Genomic DNA, 17,729 nt, shown 5'->3' with positions numbered 1-17,729 from the left:
CTCTCCTTTTAGCAAATTCTAGGTAGTAACTCACCCTTTGGTGGCTCCATAAATCTAGATGCTCCATAGCTATTTTGTATAATTACATCACCTTTATTACTATCTAAAATCTCGCCAATAGTATTTGCATTTGAGTCAAATTCTCTTAAAATCTCAAGCGCTTTAATCTCATCTTTAGGATCAATAGCTAAAACAAAGGTTCCCTCATTAGCAAGCTCATATGGCTCAAACCCAAGCATCTCGCAAATTCCTATAACCTCATCACTTACAGCGATATTTTCCTCATTGATTTTAATATCATATCCGCAAGCCTTCGCCCACTCATTTAAGACTGCTGAGAGTCCGCCACGAGTAGCATCTCTCATAGCAAGAGGAGCGATATTAGCATTTAAAAGCGCTTCAACTACATTATTTAAAGGCTTACAATCGCTTCGCAAATCCAAATTTAGCTCATTTCTATTTGCTAAAATCACAGCACCATGCCTACCTACATCGCCGCTTAAAAGGATTTTCGCACCACTTTTTAAATTCCCCACTCTAGACTCTTTGATAATCTCTCCAATACCTGAAGTATTGATAAAAATCTTATCACAACTCCCCTTGCTAACCACCTTAGTATCACCGCAAACTATGCTAACTCCAGCCTCATCAGCCGTGCTTTTCATACTATTTAAGATCTCTTTAAGCTCATCAATACCAAGCCCCTCTTCTATAATCAAAGCGCAACTAATATACCTAGGCTTTGTCCCTACCATTGCTAGGTCATTTATCGTCCCACAAACTGCGATTTTACCGATATCGCCACCTGGAAATTTAATAGGGCTTACTACGAAGCTATCGGTGCTAAAGGCTATTTTACCACTTAAATTTAAAATCGCACTATCATTGCTTTGGGCTAAAATTTCATTATCAAAAATCCTAAAAATCAACCCATTTATGAGTTCATTCATCTCTTGCCCACCACCACCATGAGCTAATAATATCTTTTTCATCTATCCTCTTTTGCTATATTTATAATACGCCGCACAAGCACCCTCGCCACTTACCATACAGCTACCAATAGGATTTTGTGGATTACACACCTTGCCAAAAACCTTACAATCATACGGCTTAGCCTTACCACGCAAAATCTCACCGCAGATACAGGCCTTAGACTCCTTAGATTCGCCTACTTCTACATTAAAATATTTTTTAGCATCCAAGTAGCTAAACTCATCTCTTAGTCTTAATCCGCTATCTTTGATAACGCCTAGCCCTCTCCACTCAAAATCACACGGCTGGAAATATCTATCTATTAGCTCTTTGGCCTTTGAATTACCATCTTTGCTAACCACTCTAGCATACTCATTATAGACCTTATGGGTGCCGTTTTCATGCTGATTGACTAAATTTAATATACTATCCATAAGATCCAAAGGCTCAAATCCGCTCACCGCAATTGGCGTTTTAAACTCATTTGCTAGCTCTTCATAAATTTTACTACCAGTAATCACGCTCACATGCGATGGGCCCAAAAACGCATCGATTTTCACATCTTTATCACTCATTATAGCCCTTACTGGTGCTGGGACTGTGACATGATTTATATGTATAAATAGATTTTGTAAATTCAACTCAACAGCTTGTTTTACCACCACTGCACTCATAGGCGTGGTGGTCTCAAATCCAATAGCAAAAAATACAACCTTTTTATCTGGATTTTCTTTGGCTATTGTGACTGTATCAAGTGGCGAGTATAAAGCCCTAATATCAGCCCCATCAGCCCTAAGCTCGGATAGAGAGCCTTTACTCCCTGGCACCCTTAGCATATCAGCTAAGGTACAAAATATCACCCCATCTATACTAGCAATCGCTATAGCCTCATCAATGCGACTTCTAGGCATTATACACACAGGACAGCCTGGGCCGTGGATAAAATTGATATTCTCTCCTACTAATTGTGGTAAGCCAAATTTCATTATACTATGAGTATGACCGCCGCAAATCTCCATGATATTTAATGGCTTTTTGCTTCTTTGCTTGATTATCTGGCTTAAGGCTAAAATCTTATCTTTATCTCTAAAACTATTTATCAAATCCATTAAAATCCTTCGTATGTTTGAAATGCTAACTTATAAAGAGCTGTTAAAATATCTTTATCAATCTTTTTAAGTTCATTATAAACACTATCTTTTTGTAGTTGCAAATGTAGGTTTTGCTTTAGTAGTTTTTCTATAGTTTTTGGTAATTGTTCGCAAATTTTTTTGAAAGCCAATTTATCACCTGTTATAATTTCGTAAAATTTATCAATAGAAATTCTGCGTAATCTTTCATTGCTAGTTTGCCTTTGTCCATCAAGACTTATTATCCAAGGCTCATTTGCTGATTTTTTAGCTATTACTTCTACAAGAGCGCAAATATCTTTGGAATTTTTAGAATTTAAAAGATGATTTTGCATTTTCATAAATGTCTTTTGACTTGATGAGCTATTCATGGTATTGTGTTTATTTTTCAGCTCGACAAAATATGAGTTTTTTTCGCCTTTAAAGACTATATCCCAGCCACTTTTTGGAACTTCGCAACCTTTAATATACTGAAAAATATTTTGATGAAAATATCTAATAGAGTTATTATTTGATTTATCTCTTTGTCTTTGTAGCTCCAAGGCTATAATCTCTTCATAACTTTTAACATAAATATGTTTATCAAAAAGCAATTTTATAGGGTCGATTATATTTGAATTAAATTTTTTCAAATCAATACTTTTTAACACTTCTTGATACTCGTTTAAAGTCTGCAAAACATGTTTTTCAAAATCACTTTGCGATATAAAGTCTAAAATAAACTCTCGCCCCACTTCGTTTCTCCATTTAATGATTTAATTATCTCTTTACCAGTTTCATAAGCCAAATTCACAGGCACAGCATTGCCTATTTGCTTGTATTGTTCTGCCATAGAGCCACAAAACTGCCATTCATCTGGAAAGGATTGAATTCTAGCATTTTCTCTTACACTAAATGGCCTAATCTCACTTGGGTGGCACCTGTCAGTTTGCTTCATTTGCGGTGTTGTAAGTACAGTTAGGCTTGGCTCATCAAAGCTTAACCGTCTCAAAATACCAGTTCTACCACCAGCCATATCCCAGCAAGTTTTCATATACTCTTTTGCTATACTTGGATCTATATCACGCCAATACCCACCAGCAGGCACAAGGGCAAAAACAGCCGCTTTTTGCTCTGAGTATTTAGCACACTGACTTTTTGGGACATTTTGTAAAATATCTCTCAAAACCAGCTTTTTATCGTGCTTTTTAGGAAAAGTAAAAAATACCTTATCTTGCAAATCTTTTCTAATTCCAACTACAATCAATCGCTCTCTTTTTTGCGCCACACCATAATCAAGCGCATTTAGCACTTTATATTCTATATTATAGCCTTGTTCGCAAAAAATATCACAAATTATTTTAAAAGTATTGCCTTTATCATGCGTTAAAAGTCCCTTGACATTTTCAAATAAAAACATCTTAGGTTGTAATTTTTTTAAAAACAGAGCATAATGATAAAATAGAGTTCCTCTAGTATCTTCAAGCCCAAGTCTCTTGCCTGCGTAACTAAAGCTCTGACAAGGCGATCCACCAGATAATAGATCCAACTCTTTGATTTTTATATTAAATTTGCTCTCTAAATCACAAGATGAAATTTCAGCAATATCATCACAAATAACATTCCAATTGGGTCTATTTGCCAATAAAGTTTCAACAGATGATTTATCTATTTCTATCAAACCTATATGGGCAAAACCGGCTCTTTCTAATCCAAGAGCCATACCACCGCCACCAGCAAATAACTCAATACTTTTAAACATCAATCTCTACTTCAACGCTGCTAAGCCCATATCGCCTTCATCAGATGGTATTTTGCCGTTATTCATATCATCTGCTATTTGCTTATAAATCTCTAAGCTCTCTAAAGCGTATTTGGTATCTATCTTCTCCATCGCAAAGCCTACATGTATCAGCACATAATCCCCCACCGATACAGGCTCAGCTATCAAGTCCAAACTCACCCCACGCTTAACGCCGAGAGTTTCAACAATGGCAAAATTATTCTCATCTATTGATATTACTTTTGAAGGTATTGAAAGACACATCTTTATCCTTATTTTCAAGCATTAAAAGCACTAATTCTAGCAAATATTTTTTTAATTTTCAATACGCTTTATTTACCAAAAAGGCTAGTTTTTAGCAAAACTACGCAAAAATCGTAAATTTGGAATTCTAAATTCTAGAATTCCAAAATAAACAAAAACTTCTATAATATTTTTAAAATTATGCTAAAATTAATCTCCCAAAACTTCATAACAAAGGCAAAAAATGGCTGGTGGTGATAATTTAAGAAATGCCAAAAAGGCTAAAAATGATGAGTTTTATACTCAGCTTAGCGATATAGAAAACGAGCTTAAACACTACAAAGAACATTTTAAAGATAAAGTAGTTTTTTGTAACTGTGACGACCCTTATGAGAGCAATTTTTTTCAATATTTCGTGCTAAATTTTAACCATTTAGAGCTTAAAAAGCTAATTACTACGAGTTATTCAGACTCAGCCATTGCTAATAAAGAATTTTTGATTAGTCCGGAGAAAAGCTATAAAGTCACAATAAGCTATCTTGAAGATATGAAAGACAAATCTAGCCTTAGCAAAGAAGAGCTAAAAGCCATTATAAAGCCAAGAGCTAGATTATTGCGTGGGGGGGGGGCGACACGCCAAACGAGAGACAAAACTTACTATTTAGCTGGTGATTTTCGCTCTGCTGAATGCGTGGAGCTACTAAAACAAGCCGATATCGTAGTAACAAATCCGCCTTTTTCACTATTTAGAGAGTATGTAGCTCAGCTTATAGAGTATGATAAAAAATTTCTAATTATCGGTAGTTTAAATGCTATTTCTTACAAAGAAATTTTTCCACTTATAAAAGATAACAAATTGTGGTTAGGTCACGGATTTAAAGGTGGCAATGCTTATTTTAAAAGTGTTAATTTAAGAGAATTTGCTAGTGGTGTATATGATGAAAATACTGGCTTAGTAAAATTTAGAAATTGCGCTTGGTTTACAAACCTTGATATTAAAAAACGCCACGAAGAGTTAGATTTATACAAAAAATACAATCCGCAAGAATATCCAAAATACGATAATTACGATGCTATAGATATTAGTTACATCACTGATATTCCATGCGATTATTATGGTGTTATGGGTGTGCCTATCACTTTTTTGGATAAATATAACCCAGAGCAATTTGAGCTTATTGGTCTTGGGACTGGCAATCTAGCAAAAGAAATTGGCATTACAAAAAACTATCGTGGCAGAACAGATTTAGCAATTACAAAAAATGGTAAATCAAATTGCCCTTACAATAGAATTCTAATAAAAAGGATAAAAAATGAAAATTGAGTTAAAAGAATTTACAATTAAAGATATAGTAAATGGCTATGAAAATAGTGATGAAGAAGGCGTGGTAGCCTTTGGTGGCAGACTAGATATCCGCCCAAAGTATCAAAGGGAGTTTGTCTATAAAGAAGCTCAAAGAAACGCAGTAATTGATACTATACGCAAGGGCTTTCCACTAAATGTAATGTACTGGGTAAAAAACGGTGATAACTATGAAGTGCTAGATGGTCAGCAAAGGACTATTAGCTTTTGTGAATATGTGGTGGGGAATTTCAGCGTAGATGAAATATATTTTCACAATCTTACAAAAGATAAACAAGAACAAATTTTAGATTATAAATTATTTATTTATATTTGCGATGGGACAGATAGCGAGAAATTAGAGTGGTTTAAAACCATAAATATAGCTGGTGAAAAGCTAAGCAATCAAGAGCTAAGAAATGCTGTTTATACTGGACCTTGGCTAAGCTCGGCAAAGCAAAAATTTAGCAAAACTGGCTGCGTGGCGTATAAAATAGGCGAAAAATATATGAGTGGCTCGCCTATAAGACAAGAATACCTAGAAACTGCTATAAGCTGGATAAATAATGGCAAAATAGAAGAATATATGAGCATACATCAGCAAGATGATAATGCCGATGAGCTGTGGCAGTATTTTAGAGCTGTGATAGAGTGGGTGGAGCTGAAATTTCCAAAATACCGCAAAGAGATGAAAGGTATAGCGTGGGGCGAACTATATAATAAATATAAAGACAAAAGCCTTGATGCTAAAAAGCTAGAAGCTGAGCTAGAAAAACTAATGATGGATGATGAAGTAACAAATAAAAAAGGCGTTTATCCTTATGTTTTAAGCCATGATGAAAGGCATTTAAATTTAAGAGCTTTTAGCAATAGTCAAAAACGCAAAACCTATGAAAAACAAAAAGGAATTTGCCCTATATGTAAAGAACAGTTTGAAATAGAACAAATGGAGGCTGACCATATAACGCCGTGGAGCCAAGGCGGTAAAACAAATGATGAAAACTGCCAAATGCTGTGTAAAGAGTGTAATAGGCGTAAAAGTGATAAATAAAAGATTTTTGGAATTCCAAACTAGAATTCCTTAAATTCTAGAATTCCTAGAAAATATAAAAAAGAAAACCCCCGCACCCCCAAGAAAAAAATACTAAGAATTCTAGAATTCCCTAGAAATTTACTTTTTTAGCAAGGCTTTTTGCTCAGTGATAAACTCTATCCACGCTTAACGCCGAGAGTTTCAACAACGGCAAAGTTATTCTCATCTATTGATATTACTTTTGATGGTATGCTAAGGCACATTATTTTAATTCCTTTTTCATTTTTAGATAATTTATCCACTTATCTATGCCAAGGCCTGTTTTGCTATCGACTTCTATTATATCAACTTTTGGATTTAGTTTTTTGGCCTCTTTTTTTACCTCATTGATATCAAAATCAAAATGCTCTAATAGCGAAGTTTTCGTTATCACCACTATATCAGCCGCCCTAAACATAACAGGATATTTAGCCACCTTATCGCTCCCTTCTGGCACACTGATTAATACAGCATTAAGGTGAGCACCCACATCATAACTAGCTGGGCAAACTAAATTTCCAACATTTTCTATAAATACCAAATCAAGCTCTTTAAGCGGTAAGTGGTGTAAGCCATTATGTACCATAAAAGCATCTAAATGACAAGTTTGGCCGGTGCTAATCTGATGAGCCTTGCCGCCTGCGTTTATAATGCGATTAGCATCCATATTGGTCTCTAAATCCCCCTCAACTACCCCAACTCTTAGGCCACTTGATTTTATAGTAGCTTCTAAAAGCGTGGTTTTCCCAGCCCCCGGGCTACTCATCAAATTCACACACAATAGCCCACATTCGTCTAAATGCGCTCTATTGTGAGCAGCTTCGTGATCATTATCTTTTAATATTTTTTCTACTACTTCAATAGTCTTTTTTTCATTTAACACCGGATGGTCATGATGACCGTGATGGTGATGATTATGATGATCATCGTGACTATGATGATGCGATCCACCCATACTGCAACCACAATCTTTACACATAATATCTCCTTAATTTTAAAACAATTAATAATCTTATATATTAAATCTTAGTATTATATCTAAGCAGATTTAAGCCAAAGTAAATCTGCCCCATAGCAATGCCAGAATCATTCATAGGCTCATTCATTGGCAAATAATATTTAATATCATGGCGTCTAAACTCAGATATAGTTCTTTTTAACAAAGCTCTATTTTGCCATACTCCACCGCATAAAACAACTGGAAGGCTATGCATTTTAGCAATCTTTAGAGCTAAATTTGAAATTCCATTTATAAAAGCAGTAGCTGCTACTTTCATAGGATCATTTAAAGCGCCTATAAATGCATTTTTATAATTAATTACATCTTTATCTATTTCAAATTCATAGGCCGCATTTATATTTTCATCATATAAAGCCTCAAGCATCATAGGGGCTTGCGCATCATAGGTAATAACTGGCAAAGTTAGCACAATTGCAGCAAATGCATCAAAAATTCTACCAAGCGAACTAGTATCTACTATATTTAATCTATTTTTTAAGATTTTATCTAGATTAGATTTTTGAATTTGAGGCACTATGGCATCTATTTTTGGTGAGTTTAGATTGTATTTTTTTGCTATTGCGTAAGCTAGATAGTAGATATTTTTTATCCCTTTATCTGCTCCAATAAGCTCAAAATTATCAAAATGCATAACTCTTTTAAACTCATTATCTTTACATCTTAGCACTTCGCCACCCCATATAGTAGCGTCCTGGCCATATCCAGTTCCATCAAAGCTAAGAGCTAAAACTTCACAATCTAAGCCGTTTTCTAACATTACACTAAGAGCATGAGCATGGTGATGATAAACCTTATAAATCTCTTTATCTTTAAAATTATTTACAAATCCAAAATGCGGATGAGCATCACCAATGATAAAATCAAACTCAAACCCATAAATACTCTTAAAACTCTCTAGCAGCTCATCAAATCTTTTAATCACTGCTAAAGAGCCCATATCGCCAATATATGGAGAGCTAAAGATAAGGCCATCTTTATAGATAGCAAATTGATTTTTCATCAAACTCCCAAGCGCTAAAAAGCACCCTTTTGGCACATCTTTTAATCCTAAATTTAAAGGTATAATATTAGGCTTTAACCCACGAGAAGTTCGAAGATAAATTGGCTTTGACAATAGCTCAAAACAGATGCTATCATCGCTTGGATTTACAATATCTCTATCATTATCAAGAGCATAATCACACACACTACCAAGTCTGCTAGCAAGCTCATCAAAGTTTGTTAAAATAGGCTCTTTGCTTGGGTTTGCGCTAGTGGCTATAATTGGAGAATTTAATCTATCTAATAGCATTATATGTAGTGGAGTTGGCGGTAAAAATATACCAACACTTCCTACGCTACTAGATATTGACTTAGGTAGATTATTTTTGGATTTTAATAAAACAATAGGTTTTAAATTCGAGTTTAAAATATTAGCTTCACTCTCATTAATATAAGCATAATCACAAGCCATATCAAGATCTTTACACATTATGGCTAAAGGTTTATGCGGACGCCTTTTACGCTCTTTTAGAGATGATACAGCCTTGCTATTTAGAGCATCGCAAACAAGATGAAATCCACCAACTCCTTTAATAGCTATGATTTTGCCATCTTTTAAATCATCTATACATCTTTTAAGAGCCTCTTGATCATTTGCAAGAATTTTGCCATCTAAACTCTTATAGCTTAACTTTGGACCGCAGTTTTTACATGCTACTGGTTGAGCATGATAACGGCGATTGGCTGGGTCTTTATACTCATCTTGGCACTGTTCGCACATATTAAATTTGCCCATTGTAGTATTTATTCTATCATATGGCAAGCTTTTAATTAAAGAAAATCTAGGGCCGCAGTTTGTGCAGTTAATAAATGGATGATTATATCGTCTATTTGTAGGATCTTTTAATTCGGATTTACACTCATCACATATAGCAAAATCAGGTAAAATAGGTGCAAATTTATAACTTTCTTGCGAGCTAATTATATTAAAATCATCATATTTTTTATCGCTATTGCTAATAATAATATTATCTATTCTAGCTAGTGGAGGCAAATTTATTTTAAGCTTAGATATAAACTCATCAATATTTTTCTCATCGCCACAAAGCTCAATTTTCACACAGCTAGAATCATTTAATACAGTTCCATTTAGCTCAAGATTTTTAGCTAATGAATAGACAAAAGGGCGAAATCCAACACCTTGAACCAGCCCAAAAACTTCAATCTTAATTGATCTCAAGTGGATAGTGTCCGCTAAATTTACTTTTATAATTTGAATTACAAAACTTTAAAGCCAAATTTGCAATTACAGGATTAGCAAAGAGATTTCCGCTAAATATCATACCTTCGCACTCTAGTTCATCTTTTAAAATATCACCAAAATCACTTAAAAAAAATGCCAAACTCTCCAAACAGCCAAAGCTAATATTCTTCGCATCTGCGCCAGCTAGCCTAAAACTCATCGTGCTTCTAATAGCTCTTACCCAATCAAATTCGCTCTTGCTACTCATCTTATAATCAATTCTTACCCCTTTTAAACCGCTATAATCCCTAGCGTAGTTTAAAATTTGGCCATTGTATCCTAGAATTTGATCAATTATCATAAATAGCGAATAAAAATTATTAGGTAAATCTATAGTACCATTTGGTAGCTTGTACTCTTTTTGATAGTTTGCAAGTAACCTATCGCCACCATCGAATTCGGAAATTTTTTGCCAAATTTCTTCAAAGCTCTTTGGTAAATTAATTCTAAGCATATCAAATACATCTTCACCCTTATAAACTTTGATAAAATCGCTATATTTTTGACTTAAAAATACTCTAGCGATTGTAGAATTTGCTACACCTAACTCACTTACACAAAGACCAAAAAGAGCATAATTTTTATCATCAAATGAGTTTATAAACTCCATCTCTTTAGTTTTTATAAACTCTCCAGATCTAATAATTAAAATTCTCTCGTCTAAGATTGATACTTTCATATCATTTTTTAAACTTTTAATAGATAAAAAATTTATCCCATTTTCACTTAGGGCTTGAGTGATCTTATAAACATTGATATCCCAAGCGCTTCTAACATCAAAATATAGTGGTGCATCTTTATGATTACTGCGATATATCGCATTAGTACGCAAATTTATAACCGGCTTTTCAAAACTAGCAAGAGCGATTAGAGATTTTTCATCGCATACAAAAATTTTAGCTGCATTTTTAAGATTTGTTGGTAGTATATAATCACAATCAAAACTACTAAATTTAGATATCTCATAACCATCATAATTTACAGTTTTACCAGCCATTATATCTTTTATAGCATTAGCTATAAATATATTATCACTTTTAAAGCCAAATTCATTTTCATCTGATTTTAAAGCATTTGGAGTAATATTTTTAAAACTAAAATCAAACTCGAATTCGCTATTTTTTGGTAATTCATCAGCTAAACTAACCTTGGACTCTTCAATAAAAACTGAGTGCGGAACTAAATTTATATACTCATCGCTAAATTTAGCTAGCTCGTTTTCATTGCCTTCTACATATAATTTTATAGATCTATTTTGAGCTGTAATGGAGTATTTTAAAGCACTTTTTTTAGCCCAAAAATCTAAAAAAAACGCTAAAACCGAACCATCATTTGCACAACTAAATTCAAAGCAAAGTATCAAAATTGCTCCTTTTTCCACTCATCAGCCATATCTTGCACACCTTTATCATCTATCCTTTCATAGCTAAAACCTAAATTTGAAAGCTCTTTTAAGATTATTTTTTCCATTAAATTCGTAGATTTTTTAATCTCATCGCTAAGCTCAAAACTCATTGGAACAATTCTTCTAGGTATTACACCTATTATTTTAGTTTGCGGTCTATCGCCTACTAAATCCATCATTTCAATAGTTTGAAGCATCTCTACTTCGTGTGCTGAACCAGACCAATTAATGCTCTTTGGCATATCATCAAAATCAAAGAAATATACATCTCCTATCTGCCCACCATCAGCATCGATACAATCAACGACTATTAAATAATCGCTATCAGCCATTATCGGAGTTAAATGATTTGCTAAAGTACCGCCATCTACAAATTTTAAATTATGTTCTTTGGAGTTAAATTTAAAGTTATTCTCAATCATCTTAACAAAATGTACGCCGACTCCTTCATCGGCGAACATTACATTTCCTATACCTAGGATTAAGACACGCATCTACTTCTCTTTTGGGAATTTGTAGCCGCTGATTATCGCATCCATAGCACCATCTTTGCCTTTTATAGCGTTAAATACAGCCATATAGATATGAACTACCACAAAAATAAAGATAATCCACATAGCAATATGATGAATTTGACGCACATTAGCAAGGCCACCCATCCAAGCCTCAATAACTTTCATAGGCGTATAAAGCAACCCTCCAAGTCCTTCATGATATACATTAACATATAAAATCAAGCCAGTCAAGCAGATCACAAAAAGCACAATATAAAAGAGTATATAAGAGGCAAATTGTAGTGGATTATAGGTTCCTTGAATATGCGGGTGTTTGCCTAAAAATAGATAGTATTTGATCTGCTCTATCCAAATTTTTGGGCTTAGAAAATTCCTTACACTCACTCTTTCTATATGGCTTTGCTTATCAAAGAAAAATAGATATGTCTTAAAGATAAAACAACCTATTAGTATAAATCCAGCTATTTGATGAACAGCACGCCATTTAGCATTCATAAAATTTATAGGCTCACCTGTTATAGCAGGACTAACAAATACATAAGCTAGGTAAAATCCGCTCACACTCAAAACCACAATAGATATAGCTCTAATCCAGTGCGTAAGGCGTAATCCTATGCTAAATTCATACTCAGCGATATGTTTTTTACTATTTTTCATATCTGCTCCTTAGATTAAATTCGGATTAACTTTATAGCTACTTAACTCATTGCCTTTTGTATCCATCACATGGACAGCACACGCTATACAAGGATCATAAGAGTGAATTTTGCGTATTATCTCTAAAGGCTGTTTTAAATCAGCGATTTTGAGTCCAATCAAACAAGCCTCATAGCTACCCATTTGACCTTTAGCATCTTTTGGGCTAGCATTCCAAGTAGATGGAACGACAGCTTGCCAATTCTCAATCACTCCATTTTTAATCCTACACCAGTGGCTTAGCATACCACGAGGCACATTACCAATAAATCTACCTTTATACTCTTTTTTGCTATCTATTTGATATTTAGCGCAAGTGCTATCATCGATTTTTAAATTCTCAATTAGATTATTAAAAGCCCTTAAAGTATTATCAGCGATAATTTTTGCTTCAATCATCCTACAAGCAGTTCTACCCAAAGTTGATAGCACAGCACTCACAGGAAGCCCTGTTTCAGCTAGGAATTTATCCACCACTGGCACTACATTTTTATTGCCTTTTACATAATTTATAACTATATTTGCTAGTGGGCCAACTTGCATAGGCAAGCTATCATATCTTGGGGCTTTAATCCAGCTATATTTACCATCTAAATCAAAGACTTTAGAATCTTCCATTTCGCCCTTAGCATTTAGAGTTTTAGCATCTTTAAATCCTGTGTAATTTGGCGTAGTATCACCATCATAAGGGTGAAGTGGAGCGTCGTTTTTATACCATGAGCGAGTCGCTTCTTCGGTGATTTTGCTCTCATCTACTTCAAATACCTTAGATATATCACCATTTAAGATATAACCACCATCAAATAGATACTCATTAGCACCAATTTGGAAATCTTGATATGTTAATAAATTTGGAGTTCCTACATCATTTACCACACTTGGTTCATTAGCATAAGCCTTAGCCGCCATCACCAAATCCGGCCAATAGGCACGATTAATAAAATCAGCCATCTCTTGGAATTTCACCATATATTCACCTAGTCTTGCTGGGTCTTGTAGATCCATTATACAAGTTACGCCACCGACAGTTAGGCTTTGAGGGTGGGGCTGCTTAGCACCAAATACCGCCATAGCTTGAGCTATTGTTCTTTGAAGTCTTAAACACTCTAAATAGTGGCTAAGGGCTATTAGATTTTGCTCTGGGCTAAATTTATAAGTAGAGTGACCCCAATAAGCATTAGCAAATGGCCCAAGGTTGCCTTTTTCTACGAATTTTTTTACTTTATCTTGAACTAATTTTAACTGATCTGCACCACAAGCATATGGAGTATCACAGTATTTAAATGCCTCTTCGCTAGCCTTTTTTGGATCAGCACTCAAAGCACTCACCACATCTACAAAATCAAGCGCATGAAGTTGATAGAAATGCACCGGATGATCATGTAAAAACAGAGCCGCATTCATAAGTGTTCTAGTGAGTTTGGCATTAAGTGGTGGGACGATACCAAGAGCATTTTCTACAGCTTCAATTCCTGCTCTATAGTGCGAAAATGTACATACACCACAAATTCTTTGTGTCATAAATCCAGCATCTCTAGGATCTCTACCTTTTACAATTACCTCAATACCACGCCAAAGAGTTGAGCCGCTATAAGCCTCTTTAACTACATTATTTTCATCTACGATTACTTCTACACGAAGATGGCCTTCAATTCTTGTAATAGGATCTACTACTATTCTTTGTTCGCTCATATTTTACTCCTTCTCTTTTGTTGCAGTAGCGATAAGTGCGTGAGCTGCGACAGCTACACCTGTGATTGCTAATACACCTATACCGATTTTATCGCTTATAGCATCCGCCCCAAGCCCATCAAATACAGTATGATATAATCTATCGCCTAGTGGCACCTCAAATGGCCCCATCTGATCCCAAAAATCAGGCTCAGAGCAACCGATACAGCCATGGCCTGCTTGGATAGGCCAACTAGTGTGTTGATTAAATCTCTCTCTAGAGCAGTTATTAAAGGTATATGGCCCTTTACAGCCGACTTTGTATAAGCAATAGCCATTTTTAGCACCTTCATCGCCAAATTCTTGGACAAACTCACCCGCATCAAAATGCCCTCTTCTCTCGCAAAGATCGTGAATTCTAAGCCCATAAGCCCATTTTGGTCTATTATAGACATCAAGCGCTGGAAGTGTGCCAAATAGTAAGAAATTTAAGACATTACCGACTATATTTTTCTCACTCGGCGGACAGCCTGGGACATTGATTACTGGTTTATTGGTGATTTTGTGAAGTGGTTTTGCGTTTGTAGGGTTTGGGGCTGCAGCTTGAATACCACCAAAGCTAGAGCAAGTCCCGATAGCAAAAATAGCAAGAGCATTATCACTAGCGTGGATAGCATGTTCTCTACCTGTTGTGCCTTTTGGGCCTACCGTTAGATAAAAAGCGCTATCACCATCTGGAATTCCACCCTCTACCATTAAGACATATTTGCCTTTATACTTTTGTATAGCTTGTTCTAAATTCTCTTCAGCTTGCCAACCAGAAGCCGCCATAACTGTTTCATGATACTCTAAACTGATATAATCAAATATTAAGCTATCAATTGTAGGTGCATCACTTCTTAAAAGACTCTCGCTACAGCCGGTACATTCAGCCATATGGAGCCAAATCACAGGCAATCTATCGCTAAGCTCAGCTGCTTGAGCTACCATAGGTGCAAAACTAGCCGGCAAGGCCATAAGAGCAGTCATCGCTCCAGCCCATTTCATAAAATCTCTACGAGTAAAGCCGTGTTCGTTTAAAACATCCATAATAGAGCTATTTGCTTTCATTTTTGGAAGTTTGGCTAACTCTGATAGCCTATTTTGTATGGTGGTTATATTATGATTATCTACCATAAATTTCCCCTTTAATTGAGATTAAATTTATCTTAAAATAAATTCTTTACCTGTTATTTTACTATCATTTAACTTAATAAATTTGATAAATCAAAATTAAATTTTAATTTTAAAGTTAAATTAATACAAATGGGCTAAAATCGGCTATTTTGCTACAAATTTAGAGCCAAATAGGCAGTTTTTATTGCAAATTTAAAAAACAAAAAGTTAATAATACAAACTTTATCCCAGTTAAATTGAAGTCTTAAATTCACTATTTAAATTTTATATATTAATAAAATTAACAATACATATGCATAAGATCATTAGCACTGTTATAATTATTAGGCTATTTTTCATCACATTTGTAAGACTGCATAAAACAAAAAACAAATCACTGTAAATATCTAAAGCCAAATATTATTAATTTCATACTTACTAAACATAGGTCATCAAAATTATTATTATAATTAGCACACATAAATCTAAAAAATAATATAAAAGAAAGTTATTTAAAAATTAAAGAGAGCATAACCCTCTTTAATTTGGATAAATTCAAGCATAAATATCTAGCTTGCCAAGCTTTAAAGCCTCATTTTGAATAAATTGTGTAGGATTAGTTATTCTTGTAGGTGCTTCTATGTTTGGAGTTTGCATATTGATATCTGCTGTTTGACCAAACAGTTTTGCCATCATATTTTGTTCGACATCGATTGACTTTTTTAGCACCATTGTGCTAGCTACTAAACTAGCCTCTGCACTTCCACTCATACCTGCTAACATTTTTAACTCCTTAAAATTTAGTCATAAGTATAATCGACTAAAATATAAATTTTATTATTTTTTGGTGATTTTATATAAAAAATTTCCGCTACTTTGGATTATTTGAACCATTACTATCAAGATAATTACCGTATATGCCATAATATCTGGGCGAAATCTTTGAAATCCATATCTCATAGCTACATCGCCAAGGCCACCACCGCCAACGGCGCCCGCCATAGCGGTAAATCCGATCACAACTATAAGCGTAAGTGTGATAGCATTTATAATGCTTGGCAACGCTTCTATAAATATAACCTTAAATATTATCTGCGTTTTGGTGGCTCCATAGCTTAATGCTGCTTCTATAATGCTACTATCTACTTCATTCATCGCATTTTCGATTAATCTAGCGATAAATGGCGCTGAGCCGATAGTGAGCGGGACTATGGCTGCTGTCGTGCCAATACTGGTACCAACTATAAATTTAGTTAATGGAAACAAGACAATTATAAGAATAATAAATGGAAAACTTCTAAGCGTATTTACTATAATATCCAATGCATTGTATATTGCTTTATTTGGTTTTAGGCCATTTTTATTAGTTATAACCAAAATAATAGCTAATCCAAGTCCAATTATAAAGGCTAAAAATGTAGATACAAATGTCATATATAAAGTATCAAGTGTTGCTTCAAGTAGTAATTTTGCTATCATTTTATCTCCTTTATAATCTCATATAGTGCGCCTTTGTTTTTGATAAATTCCTCTACTTTTAGCTCATCTTTTGGCTCTACATTGATAACTAAACTACCTAAAACCTTATCTCCAAGCTTTTCAAGCTTGCCCCAAACTATGTTAAAATCAATATTTAACTCTCTTGCCATATGTGTTATTATACTATGCATAGCTACATCAGGTGGAAAAAATATCTTAATATTTACTCCATCATTAGGCAAAATTTCCTCTTCACCAAGGAATTTTTTCATATTTTCATTTGGATTTAAAAATAGCTCAACAATACTTCCAGAGTTGGTTATAACTCCACCTTCAAGCAAGATAGCTCTATTTGCTATGCTTTTTACCACATCCATCTCGTGAGTAACAATAACTATAGTAATACCTAAAGTTTGATTGATTTTAGCAAGCAAAGATAGAATTTGCTTTGTAGTATTTGGGTCTAGTGCGCTAGTAGCCTCATCGCTTAGTAGGATTTTTGGTTTTAGTGCTAAGGCTCTGGCTATGGCTACTCTTTGTTTTTGACCACCACTTAACTGGCTTGGATAGCTATTTGCTTTTGATTCTAGGCCGACTAGTTTTAGCAACTCCTCAACCCTATCTTTAATATCATTTTTATTCCACTTCCACATAACTAATGGCATAGCAACATTTTCAAATACGGTCTTTCTGCTCATTAAGGCAAAGTGTTGAAAGATCATACCTATATCTTTTCTTAACTCTCTTAGACCTTGCTCATTTAGTTGCGAAATTTCTTTATCAAATACTTTTAGACTGCCATCTTGATAATCTTCCAGCCCATTAATGCAGCGTAAAAGCGTGCTTTTTCCGGCTCCGCTGTGACCAACAATAGCAAAAATTTCACCAGGCTTTATCTCGCAACTAACATCATTTATAGTAAGATGTTTATCATAATATTTTTTTAGGTTTTTTATGCGTATCAACTCTTATCCTTTTGGCC

Annotated in this window: 17 protein-coding genes and 1 pseudogene; 2 read left to right on the top strand and 16 right to left on the bottom strand. The window is 34.5% G+C overall.

From position 1 onward, the window contains the following. Positions 1-8: 8 nt before the first annotated feature. From hypE to CIGNP85_RS01550, 5 genes are read right to left on the bottom strand one after another with little or no spacing between them, the layout of a single operon-like run. Entirely contained in the window at positions 9-992 is a 984-nt protein-coding gene (gene hypE, locus CIGNP85_RS01570; RefSeq protein ID WP_086286713.1) for a hydrogenase expression/formation protein HypE, read from the bottom strand. After that, positions 993-2,081, bottom strand: a complete 1,089-nt coding sequence (hypD, locus tag CIGNP85_RS01565; RefSeq protein WP_086244750.1) for a hydrogenase formation protein HypD — start codon at positions 2,079-2,081, stop codon at positions 993-995. Then, the gene (locus CIGNP85_RS01560) at positions 2,081-2,836 is read right to left on the bottom strand and encodes an Eco47II family restriction endonuclease (protein ID WP_086286712.1); all 756 of its coding nucleotides are present in this window, start codon (positions 2,834-2,836) and stop codon (positions 2,081-2,083) included. Before CIGNP85_RS01560 ends, hypD begins: the two co-directional genes overlap by 1 nt. Then, positions 2,815-3,843, bottom strand: a complete 1,029-nt coding sequence (locus CIGNP85_RS01555; protein WP_086286711.1) for a DNA cytosine methyltransferase — start codon at positions 3,841-3,843, stop codon at positions 2,815-2,817. The genes CIGNP85_RS01560 and CIGNP85_RS01555 overlap by 22 nt, the downstream gene beginning before the upstream one ends. Positions 3,844-3,849: 6 nt before the next feature. Then, on the bottom strand, positions 3,850-4,128 hold the full coding sequence (locus CIGNP85_RS01550) for a HypC/HybG/HupF family hydrogenase formation chaperone (protein WP_086241144.1): 279 nt from the start codon (positions 4,126-4,128) through the stop codon (positions 3,850-3,852). A 223-nt stretch (positions 4,129-4,351) separates the two neighbouring features. Between CIGNP85_RS01550 and CIGNP85_RS01545 the strand changes: the two genes are divergently transcribed. Both CIGNP85_RS01545 and CIGNP85_RS01540 read left to right on the top strand, forming a co-directional pair. Further along, positions 4,352-5,431 carry an adenine-specific methyltransferase EcoRI family protein gene (locus tag CIGNP85_RS01545; RefSeq protein ID WP_086241143.1) on the top strand — a complete coding sequence of 360 codons (1,080 nt, stop codon included), beginning with the start codon at positions 4,352-4,354 and terminating at the stop codon, positions 5,429-5,431. After that, a complete protein-coding gene (locus CIGNP85_RS01540) occupies positions 5,421-6,500 on the top strand; it encodes an HNH endonuclease family protein (RefSeq protein ID WP_086286710.1) in 1,080 nt (359 codons plus the stop codon). Before CIGNP85_RS01545 ends, CIGNP85_RS01540 begins: the two co-directional genes overlap by 11 nt. Before the next feature lie 164 nt (positions 6,501-6,664). Here the strand turns inward: CIGNP85_RS01540 and CIGNP85_RS01535 are convergent. The 11 genes and pseudogenes from CIGNP85_RS01535 to CIGNP85_RS01485 all read right to left on the bottom strand — a co-directional run. Further along, positions 6,665-6,745, bottom strand: a pseudogene (locus CIGNP85_RS01535) (HypC/HybG/HupF family hydrogenase formation chaperone); the annotation flags it as partial. After that, a complete protein-coding gene (gene hypB / locus CIGNP85_RS01530; protein ID WP_086286709.1) occupies positions 6,745-7,500 on the bottom strand; it encodes a hydrogenase nickel incorporation protein HypB in 756 nt (251 codons plus the stop codon). The gene hypB and the pseudogene CIGNP85_RS01535, both read right to left, overlap by 1 nt. 40 nt (positions 7,501-7,540) lie before the next feature. Continuing rightward, entirely contained in the window at positions 7,541-9,763 is a 2,223-nt protein-coding gene (gene hypF, locus CIGNP85_RS01525) for a carbamoyltransferase HypF (protein ID WP_086286708.1), read from the bottom strand. Continuing rightward, positions 9,750-11,189, bottom strand: coding sequence for a hypothetical protein (locus CIGNP85_RS01520; RefSeq protein WP_086286707.1), 1,440 nt, complete (start codon positions 11,187-11,189; stop codon positions 9,750-9,752). The genes hypF and CIGNP85_RS01520 overlap by 14 nt, the downstream gene beginning before the upstream one ends. Then, complete coding sequence (locus CIGNP85_RS01515; RefSeq protein ID WP_086286706.1) at positions 11,186-11,725, bottom strand: HyaD/HybD family hydrogenase maturation endopeptidase; 540 nt, start codon at positions 11,723-11,725, stop codon at positions 11,186-11,188. Before CIGNP85_RS01515 ends, CIGNP85_RS01520 begins: the two co-directional genes overlap by 4 nt. Next, positions 11,726-12,403, bottom strand: a complete 678-nt coding sequence (gene cybH / locus CIGNP85_RS01510; protein WP_086286705.1) for a Ni/Fe-hydrogenase, b-type cytochrome subunit — start codon at positions 12,401-12,403, stop codon at positions 11,726-11,728. 9 nt (positions 12,404-12,412) lie between these two features. After that, positions 12,413-14,134, bottom strand: coding sequence for a nickel-dependent hydrogenase large subunit (locus CIGNP85_RS01505; protein WP_086286704.1), 1,722 nt, complete (start codon positions 14,132-14,134; stop codon positions 12,413-12,415). 3 nt (positions 14,135-14,137) lie between these two features. Then, complete coding sequence (locus tag CIGNP85_RS01500; RefSeq protein WP_086253088.1) at positions 14,138-15,289, bottom strand: hydrogenase small subunit; 1,152 nt, start codon at positions 15,287-15,289, stop codon at positions 14,138-14,140. Between the two features lie 534 nt (positions 15,290-15,823). Continuing rightward, positions 15,824-16,051 carry a hypothetical protein gene (locus CIGNP85_RS01495; protein ID WP_086224115.1) on the bottom strand — a complete coding sequence of 76 codons (228 nt, stop codon included), beginning with the start codon at positions 16,049-16,051 and terminating at the stop codon, positions 15,824-15,826. 54 nt (positions 16,052-16,105) lie between these two features. After that, positions 16,106-16,747, bottom strand: a complete 642-nt coding sequence (locus CIGNP85_RS01490; RefSeq protein WP_086243029.1) for a methionine ABC transporter permease — start codon at positions 16,745-16,747, stop codon at positions 16,106-16,108. Beyond that, positions 16,744-17,712, bottom strand: coding sequence for a methionine ABC transporter ATP-binding protein (locus CIGNP85_RS01485; RefSeq protein WP_086243028.1), 969 nt, complete (start codon positions 17,710-17,712; stop codon positions 16,744-16,746). Before CIGNP85_RS01485 ends, CIGNP85_RS01490 begins: the two co-directional genes overlap by 4 nt. Positions 17,713-17,729: the final 17 nt, after the last annotated feature.

Origin of the sequence: Campylobacter sp. P0085 (assembly GCF_002139495.1) — a bacterium.
In the GTDB taxonomy this organism is placed as follows: domain Bacteria; phylum Campylobacterota; class Campylobacteria; order Campylobacterales; family Campylobacteraceae; genus Campylobacter; species Campylobacter devanensis.
The sequence above is the reverse complement of the archived record's forward strand: the minus strand, read 5'-3'. Positions and strand labels throughout refer to the sequence as shown.

Bases quoted from the DNA above. Each gene is read 5' to 3' on its own strand.
- hypE (WP_086286713.1), bottom strand. From the start codon at position 992: ATGAAAAAGATATTATTAGCTCATGGTGGTGGTGGGCAAGAGATGAAT.
- hypD (WP_086244750.1), bottom strand. From the start codon at position 2,081: ATGGATTTGATAAATAGTTTTAGAGATAAAGATAAGATTTTAGCCTTA.
- CIGNP85_RS01555 (WP_086286711.1), bottom strand. From the start codon at position 3,843: ATGTTTAAAAGTATTGAGTTATTTGCTGGTGGCGGTGGTATGGCTCTT.
- CIGNP85_RS01550 (WP_086241144.1), bottom strand. From the start codon at position 4,128: ATGTGTCTTTCAATACCTTCAAAAGTAATATCAATAGATGAGAATAAT.
- CIGNP85_RS01545 (WP_086241143.1), top strand. From the start codon at position 4,352: ATGGCTGGTGGTGATAATTTAAGAAATGCCAAAAAGGCTAAAAATGAT.
- CIGNP85_RS01540 (WP_086286710.1), top strand. From the start codon at position 5,421: ATGAAAATTGAGTTAAAAGAATTTACAATTAAAGATATAGTAAATGGC.
- hypB (WP_086286709.1), bottom strand. From the start codon at position 7,500: ATGTGTAAAGATTGTGGTTGCAGTATGGGTGGATCGCATCATCATAGT.
- CIGNP85_RS01515 (WP_086286706.1), bottom strand. From the start codon at position 11,725: ATGCGTGTCTTAATCCTAGGTATAGGAAATGTAATGTTCGCCGATGAA.
- cybH (WP_086286705.1), bottom strand. From the start codon at position 12,403: ATGAAAAATAGTAAAAAACATATCGCTGAGTATGAATTTAGCATAGGA.
- CIGNP85_RS01505 (WP_086286704.1), bottom strand. From the start codon at position 14,134: ATGAGCGAACAAAGAATAGTAGTAGATCCTATTACAAGAATTGAAGGC.
- CIGNP85_RS01500 (WP_086253088.1), bottom strand. From the start codon at position 15,289: ATGGTAGATAATCATAATATAACCACCATACAAAATAGGCTATCAGAG.
- CIGNP85_RS01495 (WP_086224115.1), bottom strand. From the start codon at position 16,051: ATGTTAGCAGGTATGAGTGGAAGTGCAGAGGCTAGTTTAGTAGCTAGC.
- CIGNP85_RS01490 (WP_086243029.1), bottom strand. From the start codon at position 16,747: ATGATAGCAAAATTACTACTTGAAGCAACACTTGATACTTTATATATG.